This window comes from Brasilonema sp. UFV-L1 (assembly GCF_012912105.1).
Lineage (GTDB): Bacteria > Cyanobacteriota > Cyanobacteriia > Cyanobacteriales > Nostocaceae > Brasilonema.
In genome coordinates this window covers 1-11181 of sequence record NZ_QMEA01000308.1, presented here as the reverse complement: position 1 = coordinate 11181, position 11181 = coordinate 1, and the positions used below count along the sequence as shown (strand labels likewise).

At 42.2% G+C, this 11181-nt stretch carries 7 protein-coding genes; 5 read left to right on the top strand and 2 right to left on the bottom strand.

Annotation, left to right across the window (positions count from 1 at the left end):
- Positions 1-731 precede the first annotated feature (731 nt).
- Positions 732-2438 (top strand): tetratricopeptide repeat protein, encoded by a 1707-nt coding sequence (locus DP117_RS34590; RefSeq protein ID WP_169222651.1) that lies wholly within the window; start codon positions 732-734, stop codon positions 2436-2438.
- Positions 2439-2812: 374 nt separating this feature from the next.
- Here DP117_RS34590 and petJ read toward each other — a convergent pair whose 3' ends face one another.
- Positions 2813-3148 carry a cytochrome c6 PetJ gene (gene petJ, locus DP117_RS34585; protein ID WP_169222650.1) on the bottom strand — a complete coding sequence of 112 codons (336 nt, stop codon included), beginning with the start codon at positions 3146-3148 and terminating at the stop codon, positions 2813-2815.
- A gap of 445 nt (positions 3149-3593) precedes the next feature.
- On the opposite strand from petJ, the gene DP117_RS34580 reads away from it, so the two are divergent.
- The 3 genes from DP117_RS34580 to DP117_RS34570 all read left to right on the top strand — a co-directional run bounded on the left by DP117_RS34580 (position 3594) and on the right by DP117_RS34570 (position 6473).
- Complete coding sequence (locus DP117_RS34580; protein WP_169222649.1) at positions 3594-5318, top strand: multicopper oxidase domain-containing protein; 1725 nt, start codon at positions 3594-3596, stop codon at positions 5316-5318.
- Between the two features lie 115 nt (positions 5319-5433).
- Positions 5434-6018, top strand: coding sequence for a PEP-CTERM sorting domain-containing protein (locus DP117_RS34575; protein WP_169222648.1), 585 nt, complete (start codon positions 5434-5436; stop codon positions 6016-6018).
- Between the two features lie 173 nt (positions 6019-6191).
- Entirely contained in the window at positions 6192-6473 is a 282-nt protein-coding gene (locus DP117_RS34570; protein ID WP_169222647.1) for a hypothetical protein, read from the top strand.
- Between the two features lie 15 nt (positions 6474-6488).
- On the opposite strand, the gene DP117_RS34565 is transcribed toward DP117_RS34570, so the two are convergent.
- Complete coding sequence (locus tag DP117_RS34565) at positions 6489-8597, bottom strand: ATP-binding protein (protein WP_169222646.1); 2109 nt, start codon at positions 8595-8597, stop codon at positions 6489-6491.
- A 105-nt stretch (positions 8598-8702) separates the two neighbouring features.
- On the opposite strand from DP117_RS34565, the gene cobN reads away from it, so the two are divergent.
- Positions 8703-11181, top strand: a 2479-nt coding sequence (gene cobN, locus DP117_RS34560) for a cobaltochelatase subunit CobN (RefSeq protein WP_169222645.1), incomplete at its 3' end; no start/stop codon positions are given.

Sequence of the window (11181 nt, the reverse complement as noted above, 5' to 3'; positions counted from 1 at the left end):
GCGGCTCATTCCTACTCTCTAAAGACGCTTCATACCTTACATAGCCGTAACACACTCTACTTAATATTTACTTTATAAATGACCTCTTACTTCAAGAAGTTTCATCATCATCTCATTTATACTTTCTAAGATAGATGACAAAAATACTAAAATTTGCTATTAGCCAGATGCTAGAGCACTGGTACATTAATCTGAATCGAGGTAACAAACCCGGTTTCTTCAGTTGAAAAGATTGATATTTCGTTGACTCGATTTAAAAAACCGGGTTTTTGGCATCACTGTACCGACACTCTAGAAGCCTGTTTAAAAACGTATGTTCACAAGTAAATATAAAAATCTTTACATAAATTGACAATTGCTCAATAAATGAGTATAAAACAGAAATAATACCTAAAGTCCAGTTAAGTCTATTTAAAAAATGTAAGATACATACTCATTTTATGTTACGATTTGTGTGACATCCAACACATAAGTGTTGAATACTAGATTTGTAACAAGTCATAATCAAAGCTAGTTTTTAAGAAAAAACTAGCTTTGTCGCTTTAGCAGCAAGCAATCAGCCAGTTCTAAGGGCTTTTTCACTATTGCACAGGTAAATAGGGTGTGTTTGAGTCATAGAAAAGCACGAGACTTCTATAAGAAGAACTACTTGTTGTTTACTTGTTGTTGAAGATGGGTATTTTGATATTGTTCACTCTATCAAAACAGCTTTTGGAGGTCTACTAAGAAAAATGAACTCACAACCACCACTGCCTAACAATGAATTGGATAGGCTCAATGCGTTGCATCGGTATCAAATTCTCGACACTCCTCCCGAAAAAGTCTTCGACGATTTCACCTTTTTGGCTGCACAAATTTGTCATACGCCAATTGCGATTATCAGTTTTGTTGACGCGAATCGGCAGTGGTTTAAATCGAAGGTAGGTTTAACTGCCCCTGAGACGATCCGGGATCTTGCATTTTGCGCTTATACAATTTTGCAATCAAAACCATTAATCGTCAGAAATGCGTTGTCAGACTCTAGGTTTGCAACAAACGCTTTGGTACTCTGCGATCCGAACATTCGTTTTTATGCTGGTGCGCCTCTAATTACACCTGAAGGATTTGCGCTGGGTTCGGTATGTGTCATTGACGTTGTGCCCCGAGATTTGAGTCCGCAACAGGTGGAAGCATTACAGGTGTTGAGTAGCCAGGTGATGGCACAAATTGAGTTACGGAGTAATGCTATGACTATATCACGTACTATCATGCAACGACAGCAGGCATTAGCACAGCATCGTCGCCAGTACGATTTTATTGAGATGTTCTACCGCCGAGGAGAAGAAAAGGCTCGAAAAGGAGATTACAAAGGAGCGATCATAGACTTTAACGAGTTCTTGAGGCTCAATCCTAACGGCTTTAAAGCTTATTATAACCGAGGGCTTGCTCGTCAAAAGTTAGGAGACTACAAGGGTGCAATGATAGATTTTGATTTGTACCTGCGACATTATCCCAAGGACGTTGATGCTCTCTACAATCGGGGGTTGCTACGCGTCGAACTAGGAGACTACAAAGGAGCAATTGCAGATTACAGTCATGCCATGCATATCAATCCTGACTATTCTATTCCCAGTGAGATGGGGTTGATGTACTCTAAACTTGACGACAAAAAAGAAGTTATTGTAGAGCACACTCACTATTTGGAACTCAATTCTAGTCAGGTGGATATGGATACTGATATCAATATCAGCCAGACTCACAATCACTCAATGTTGGAAGATGACAGCAGCACATTTGAGAATAGTACCCAGTTTCTGCCGCTGAATTCTAATGATTCTGAAGTTTACGTTAGCTTTAGTAATGTTCAATATGAGCCTGAAAATGGCAGCCAATCTCTGCGACTAAGTTCTGAGAATGCAAAGTTACATGTTAGCCGTGGGAATGCTCGTTATGAATTGAATGATTATAGTGGCGCTATCGAAGACTATACACAATCTTTGAAGGCTAATCCTAACGATGCACAAGCGTATCTCAGTCGGGGCAATGCTCGCTTTGTACTAAAAGATTACATAGGTGCAATTGATGACTATACTCAGTGCTTGTGGATAAATCCTAATCATGCTCAGGCTTACATTAGCCGAGGTAATGCTTATTGTGAGTTAGAAGATTATAGTGCCGCAGTTGAAGATTATACTCGGTCTTTAGAACTGAGTTCCAACAATGCTGAAGCTTACATCAATCGAGCTAATGCTCGCTCTAGGCTAAAAGACTACAACGGTGCCATTGAAGATTACACCAGCTTTCTACAGCTTCATCCTAACGATCCTAAAGCTTATATCAGCCGGGGTAACGCTCGCTCTAAACTAAAAGATTACAGTGGCGCAATTGAAGATTACAAACGAGTGTGGTCAAAAGCCATAGAGGAACTACCTAAGTTATCTAGCGAGGACAGCCGATAGGAAATTAAAAGATTTCATCTCATTTTATTTTGAAAATTGGCTGTTTTATTATTCTTTCCATAAAGACACATCATATCAAGTTCAGGTGAAGACTTGTCACTAAGAGTGATGCCTACAAACGCTGATACAACAAGCCAAGGAGTTTTGAATGATAAGTCATTAAATGAACTTGGTAGAATTTCTATACAAGTCTTTCCATTTCATGACTATCGCGTCCCTGAATTCTTACGGATATGCGAGAGTCTAAGGTACATGCGCCTTGGGCTGACGCTCAAATTTACCTATTTGTTCTTCAATACTTAATATTATGTCTGGTTGAACAGTTGTCCGCTGCGGACATATCATAAGTAATTTACCGGACATGATATGACTCTTTACTTCCAGCCTTTATCAGCTTGTTCCAACACGTATGCTGCGACATCTTCAATTTGCTCGGGTTTCAAACGACCTTTGAAAGCAGGCATGGCATTTTTACCTTTTGTCACTTGAGTAATAATAGCATCTGCCGAATACATCCCATATTTTTCCAAAGCGTCTTTTTTCAAGGTTTTGTTAGCTTGAACCAGGTTCTTTCCACCGACGTGACAAGAAACGCAATTGGCAGTGAAGATTTTTGATCCCTTAACAGCATCTGCGGCTAGAACTGGACGATTAAAGGCAAAGGTAAAAATTGCCATGACTAGCAACAATGCTGAAAAAATTTTTTTCATCCTGTGTTCTCTCCATAAAAAGCTTGTTTGTTAAGAATTTTTATCATGCTGATTACAGTATTTCTTGTCAAAGGATAAGCTGTCAAACTTCGCTACTGGTGAATCTCCTAGGGCGTGGCAACTCAGGTGAATCATTAAGTGACTATACTTAGTATACCGTTGTTTATATTACAAAATATGACAACTCGTCATATTTCTTGTTTTCAAGACGCTTCAGTTCTTATTCTGATATCTTGCATCATTCTCAACAAGATCCAAAAAACCAGGTTTATCAACCAGAAATTAAAGTTTCTAGGAGTAGGTATTCTCAAGAAACCCGGTTTTTCACTTCAAGCAAGATCTGAGTATTGTGAGCAAATACTTAAACTTTATTTTATTAAACTTGCATAAAATCCTACTGAACACCTGATAAATTTATCATTATATAGTTACGGAAAAAGTAACAATGTTCACCAGAAGACAACTTCTTATAGCAAGTGCGGGGTTAGGAGCAGGACTTCTCATCCCTGAAATGCTTAAAGCAAAGAAAACTATCGCAGCCTCGCCGACACTCTCGAAATTTACAGAGTCTCTGCCCATCTTAGCCCCAAGTTCGCCGCCAAGCACCTTAGCGATCGCCTCAGGTTCACACTCATTCCACAGTAGCCTGCAAGCCACATCCACCTTCGGCTACGGCGGATTCTCTTACCTCGGTCCGACTTTGGAGGTGACAAGAGGGAAACCAGTTAGTTTTACAGCAGTCAATAACCTTGGTCGCCACCCGCTAGCAGGGTCGGTTGACACATCGTTGCATGGTGTCAAGGGGTCTGATGCAACTAACCCACGGACAGTCATACACGTACACGGCAGTAACAGCGAACCCCAATACGACGGTTACCCAGAAGACACGTTCCTACCAGGACAGAGTTATGAGTACAAATTCAACAACAATCAAGAAGCCACAGCGTTGTGGTACCACGACCATTCACTCGGCATCACCAGCTTGAACGTTCAGGCTGGGCTGGCTGGGTTCTACCTGATTAGGGACGATGACGACCCCGCAGGTGGAAATGGACCTCTCGGTATCCCTGCTGGACCTCCCTATGAGGTGCCACTGTTAGTGCAAGATGTGTCGTTCAACTCCGATAGTTCCCTGTATTACCCATCATCATGGGATGACGTGTATTACGGTGACGTTGCTGTCGTCAACGGTAAGGCGTGGCCAAACCTTGATGTTGAGCGAACTTTGTACCGCTTCCGGATCGTCAACGCCTCAAACTCCCGATTCTACAATTTCAAACTGTCGTCCAAACAGAAGTTGATTCAAATCGGTACTGATCAAGCCTTCCTGAATACTCCGGTTTATTTGTCTGAACTGCTGCTTGGTCCTGGTGAACGGGCTGACGTGCTGATTGACTTCTCCGATAGGCTACCAGGAGAGAAGATTGTCTTGCAAAATGACGCTGCTGCACCGTATCCAAAGGGTTTGGCGACACTCATCAACCAGAATTACGCCAAGCTTGGAGAAATCATGCAGTTTACGGTGAAGGCGGGTGCTGCTAATCCTAAACCTGTCCCGACTCGACTGCGATTAAACAAACCACAGATCGCACAAATTGAGACTCCACCTGTGCGACAGCGTTTCCTAACCATAACAGAGGTCTTGGACAGTACTACTGGTATTGCAGCAGTGGTTCTGCTCAACGCCGTTTACTGGGATGAAAAGGAATTGATAGAGAAGCCAAAGGTAGATACCGTAGAGCAGTGGAACATTATTAATCTTCAACCGTTCGCCCATACAGTGCATTTGCATCTGGTTCCATTTCAGATCCTCAACCGGCAGGCAATCGATTACAGTCAGTACGTTGCAGCATACAGAGCCACCGGTCCACGTCAAGTCCTCATAGACCATTTAATTGGTGGATCGACAGTGCCCTATGGTTACCCACCAATCGACCCTACCCCATATACGATTGGTTCGGCAAAATCGCCAGCGTCGAACGAGGCTGGTTGGAAGGATTCGGTAGTCGTCGGCGCGCAGGAGGTTGTCCGCATCATTGTTCCGTTTGGTGCTAAAGCTGCACCGAACTTGCCTTTCGGTAACTCATACACCGGACTCTACGTGTGGCACTGCCATATGTTTGGTCACGAAGATAACGAGATGATGCTGCCCTATGAAGTGGTCGCCTAACCTCTACTAAAAATTTTTAGCTGCCTAAACAACAAAATTTGAGCAAGCTGCTTGAGTGTTGCCTGAGTTGTTTTCTTGCTTATTTAGAGTGCTTTGAAATAAAGGGGAAAATTGGATGAACATTGATAAAAAACTAGCAATGACTGTCTCTAGCGTTGCTTGTTTTCTGACAACTATAAGTGCTGCTCCTGTTTTAGCTGCTACTTTTAATTTTTCTTACTCCGGTGTAAGTTTTCTTGACAGTACTGATACTGTCACGGCAACTGGGGTATTAACAACTGACCCTTATGATCCAGCTACGAATAGTTACCTGATTACAGGTATTACTGGGACAAGAAATGGACAGTCCATTAGCTCACTGTTATCTCCCAATTCATTTCTTGATAACAATAATCTCTTATTCGCTGACTCTTCTTCACAATTGGATGAATTTGGATTCGCCTACACTGTGGGAAATCAGTCATATAATGTTTTTAATAGTTATCAATACCTAGAATTAGGTTATATAGGTACTTACGATACAGGTGCTTCTAGTACACCAGTGAATTCAGGTTATCCAATAATCTCTTTTTCTATAACACCTGTAACGTCTGTACCTGAACCTTCCTCAATGTTAGGCATACTAGGCATAAGTGTTTTAGCTGGAGGCACTTTGCTGAAGCGGTCTTATCACTCCCTTTATGCCACAAAGAGTAAATAACGAAATTTAACCTGACGCCGTGATTCCCCATCCGTCATGCGGTGGGGAAGTTTAACCTAACAAGGCACTCCCCCGTGAAACTATAAGCCCCACCCTCAAGCTGCTACAGGGTGGGGTAGTTCACGTCATTAGTACTAAAATTAATACAGTCTTTTGAATCCAGGGGTAGAAACGTGAGAGTTTGGCTTGCCTGTTTTTTAGTACTGTTTGCCGTAGCGCAACTGTTCGACTGGATGAAAAAATTTAGCCTGCCACTTCCTATATATATATTAGGTGGGGCATTTCTGGTTGTTGCTTCCAATTACGATAAACTTTTTGGCGATAAGCTTTTTGGCTCCGACTTGAATCATACAAATACTGAAGCACCATCCCAACAAATTCTGCTTGAAGATTCACCTTCATTTACGATTTCACAACCTGTTGCAAATCAGCAAAAATCTCAAATAAAAAGTTGACTCTCCACGTAGTACTTAAGGCTCAGAACTGGAAAGGGCTTGTGCTGGTATCCAGACGGTAAAAATTGAGCCAACATTGGGAGTAGATTCTACCTCAATTCGACCTCGATGAAGTTCTACAAGTTGTTTCGTCAGAGCTAAACCTAATCCAGTTCCTCCATAACGACGACGGTAAGGTGTATCAAGTTGATGAAATTTCTCAAACAAAAGTGATAACTGTTCTTCCGGAATTCCTATGCCGGTGTCTTCTACCTGAAACATAGCAGTGTTGTCTTCTACCCAAAGACGTAAAATGACATTACCACCTTCTGGTGTGAATTTGATCGCATTTGTTAACAGATTCCACAGAATTTGTTGTACTCTTCTTGTATCAGCAGTGAACAAATCTCGCTGTGCGTTGAGTTGTACATCAAGTCTGAGATTGACTCGCTGAGTTGTTGCTTTTTCTTTGAGCGCGTTAACTGTAGATTCTGCTATGTTTATTAATGAAAATTCTGTGATATCTAAAACTGCTTTGCCCGCCTCAATCTGAGAGAGGTCGAGAATGTCGTTAATCATTTCTAATAAATGTTCTCCACTATCGTGGATAGTTTGTAGATAATCTCTTTGGCGTTGAGTCAACTCGCCAAAAGACCAACGTAGTAAAGTGGAAGACATCCCGATGACGTAGGTTAGAGGTGTGAGCAATTCATGGCTAATCGTCGCAAGAAATTCGCTTCTGAGGCGGCTAGCGGCTTGGGCCGCCACAAGCGCGTCGTGCAAGGCTATTGTACGCTCAACAACACGTTGCTCTAAAGTTTGTTTTTCTTGAGTGAGCGATCGCATTAACTCTGCTTGGTGAATAGCAACTGCAAGTTGTTCTGCAACAGATCTGAGCAAATTTTTTTCACTTTCACTCCAGTGGCGTGGCGTGTTACACTGATGAGCAATCAACAATCCCCAAAGTTTTTCTTCATACATAATTGGGGAAGCTAACTTAGCGCGGACTCTAGCTTCTCTTAAAAAATTCAATAAACATTCTTCCAGTGGATAAGTTTTTTCTACATCATCCACTGCTAAGGTAAATCCTTTGCTAAACTTATCCCAAACATGGGTTGTTTGCGTGATACAATTTCCTTCTGTGTAATTCAAAACTGACGAAATCTCTTCATGAGCACGAACTTCATATATGACACAACCTGTTTGCTTGGGCAAATCTTGCCCTGAGGGTTGAGAAGATACGGTGTAAAAGTCAGAGACACTTTCATTAGGTGCGGAAAATCCTTGCGCTGAAGTGTTCTGTGGAAGACTTCCGATTCGTTGTCGGCGTTCTTGAAGAGTAGGGTTTGGGAGATACGAAGATGGGAAGATGGAAAAATCGCCAGATGGAAAAATCGGAAAATTGGAAGATGAAGAGGTTGTTACTTCTTGAGTGTTGAGTGTTGACCTTTCAAATTTATAAACGACAAGCCTGTCTAATTCTAAAAACTCTCGTACTTGTGCAACTGCTGTTGCCACAATAACAGGTAAATCCAAACTTTTACGGATTTGTGTTGTCACCTGATTTAACAGTCGCTCTTGAGCAATCTGTTTTTGCAGAGCATGTTCTACTGGTTGACACACAGAAACATGAGGATAAGTCGCAGGAAATGATTCTGTTCCCTCACTGTTTTGTTGTGGCAAAAAATACTTTAATAATAAAAGTGAAAATTGACACTGAAGCGTGGCATCATTAGAAACAGGAATTTGGCGATAGTGTTCAAGTTTTTCGTAGGTATGGGAACCCGGCTCAAACAAATCTCTTAAGCTCGAAACAAAGGAGGCGATCGCTTCTGGATCAAACGTTAACCGGACATTCAATGCAGAGTACAGAGGATTCAGTGCTGAGTCAAAAGTCTGCCCTTCTCCCTCCTTTACCTGTTCTGGAAAACCAACAAGCAGAGCACTAAACTGTTCACAAACCACTACAGTAAACCGTTGCATCTGCCATTGTTGGGGAATATCAACTGGTATCAACACAGCTTCTGTGAGCACCACAGCTGCCTTTCCTACCGCTTGAGCCATCTGCTCCAATAATTCCCCAAGCTGATGAAACACATTATTAGGCAAGGTTCGAGAGAAGCTCAAATCGGCAGAACTAGACATTGTTAAAAAATTGTTAGAAATAAGAGTGAAAGGGGCTTTTTGCTGTTAATCAAAAACTTTTTGTATGATGTCCTAACCAACAGTTTAAGACGGTAAGACAGAATTATGCATCGTATTAATGCCACATCGGGAGGATGGAATCCTCAGTTAGAAAGCGTCATTTTTCTTGAACAAACCCCTGCTCCCATAGTATTTCTTACGTCTGCTGATACCGACATTCAAACTTTGGCGGCTGCTGTACCCAAATTACCCACGACATTTCCTGCTTTAAGAGTTGCTAACTTGCTGCAGTTACAGCAACAAATAAGTATTGATAACTATGCCGAAAAAGTCCTAGAATCCGCACAGGTGATTATTCTCCGCGTGTTAGGAGGGCGTTCTTATTGGGCTTATGGCTTAGAAGTTGTGCAGGAAATCGTGCAACGTAATGGTACAACCCTTATTGTAATGCCAGGAGATGACGCAATAGACCCGGATTTCATCTGTGGGTCTACCCTACCTCTAAGTACTGTAAATCAGGTATGGCAATACTTTAACGAAGGTGGAGTCGAAAATATTCTCAACGCTCTTCAGTTTATTTGTGATACTTGCTTTTCAACTTCTTTTAATCCTCCAGCACCGCGAGTAGTTCCTCGCGTAGGATTGTATGAATGGGGGAAGGGAAGGGAAGTAGAGGAAGTAGGGGAAGTAGGGAAAGTAGGAATTCTGTTCTATCGTGCTCATTATTTGGCGGGCAATACTAAGGTGATTGATGCTTTGTGCAAAGCTTTAGCAAAGCGAAACTTGACACCTGTGCCGATTTTTGTATCTTCCTTGCGTGATGTTGATGTTCAAACAGAGTTATGTGAATTTTTTCAACCCAAGGATACTCAGGAAATCGGACTGCTGTTAAATACCACTAGTTTTTCTCTGGCGCGGTTGGAAACAGAAACACCACAGATTGATTTGTGGAAAACATTGGATGTGCCAGTGTTGCAAGTTATCCTCAGTGGTGGTTCAATTGAACAATGGGAGGTAGAATTTCAAGGGCTTTCACCCCGTGATATGGCGATGAATGTGGCACTTCCAGAGGTAGATGGGCGAATTATCAGTCGCGCTGTGTCTTTTAAGAGGGTACAAAGTAGCAATTCCTCTTTGGAAACTGATGTGGTAGTTTATGAACCAGTGAGCGATCGCATTGAGTTTGTCGCTTCATTAGCAGCTAATTGGGTGCGTCTGCGTTCTAAGTCTCCTCAAGAACGTCGTGTGGCGCTGATTTTGGCAAATTACCCAAACCGTGATGGACGTCTTGCAAATGGTGTGGGGTTAGACACACCAGCAAGTTGTGTGGAAATTCTCAAGGCTTTGCAGTTGGCTGGATATCAGGTGGAAGATATTCCTGAGAGTGGGGATGAGTTGATTGAATGTCTCACCGCTGGAGTGACGAATGACTCGGAAGGTAAGGAGTTGCGTCCGGTGTTGCAAAGTGTTTCTTTGGAAGAGTATGAGGAGTTTTTTGCTTCGTTACCAGAAGCTGTGCAGAAGGGAATTGAGCAAAGATGGGGAAGGGTTTTTGAAACGAACCGCCAAGACGCAAAGGACGCAAAGGAAGAAAGAGAAGAAAGAAAAGAAAGAGATTTTAATTTCCCCCACTCCCTCCCTCCCTCCTTCCCTGTTCCTGGTATTCAGTTGGGTAACATCTTTGTGGGAGTTCAACCAGCGCGAGGTTATGATGTTAATCCAAGTTTGAATTATCATGCGCCGGATTTGGAACCAACTCACGATTATTTGGCTTTTTATTATTGGGTGAGAAAATGTTTTGGGGCTGATGCTGTGGTTCATGTTGGGAAGCATGGAAATTTAGAATGGCTTCCAGGAAAGAGTGTGGCTTTGTCGAATCAATGTTATCCAGAGGTGGCTTTGGGAGCACTTCCTCATTTGTATCCGTTTATTGTGAATGATCCTGGTGAGGGTTCGCAGGCGAAACGTCGCGCTCAAGCGGTGATTATAGATCATCTAACGCCGCCTTTGACTCGTGCGGAACTTTATGGTTCTTTGCATGAGTTGGAGAATTTGATTGATGAATATTATGAGGCTGAGAGTTTGGATCCATCTCGTTTGTCAATGATTGGCGATCGCATCCGTGAACTCATTGTGAAAGAAAATCTTCTCTTGGATTTGGAATTGAAGCAAAAGGCAAAAAAAGGTATTCAAGGAAAACAAGAATCTTCGGTTTCAAGTTTTGATTTCTCAGTTTTACCTTCACTTGATGGTTATCTTTGTGAATTGAAGGAAGCTCAAATCCGCGATGGTTTGCATATTTTTGGACAATGTCCTCAAGGGCAACAGTTGCGAGATTTAATTGTGGCGATCGCACGTCTTCCCAATCGTCATCATATCGGATTAACTCGTGCTTTGGCTCAAGATTTCAGCCTCGATTTTGATCCACTCACGACTGATTTTTGTACTCACTTATCAGTCCAAGATATCCAAACTTTAGCTAACAAAACTCAACATTCCTATCGCACTGTCGGCGATGCAGTCGAATTCTTAGAACAACAAGCCGCCCAATTCGTAGAAAATCTCATCTCTCCCTCCCCTTCCC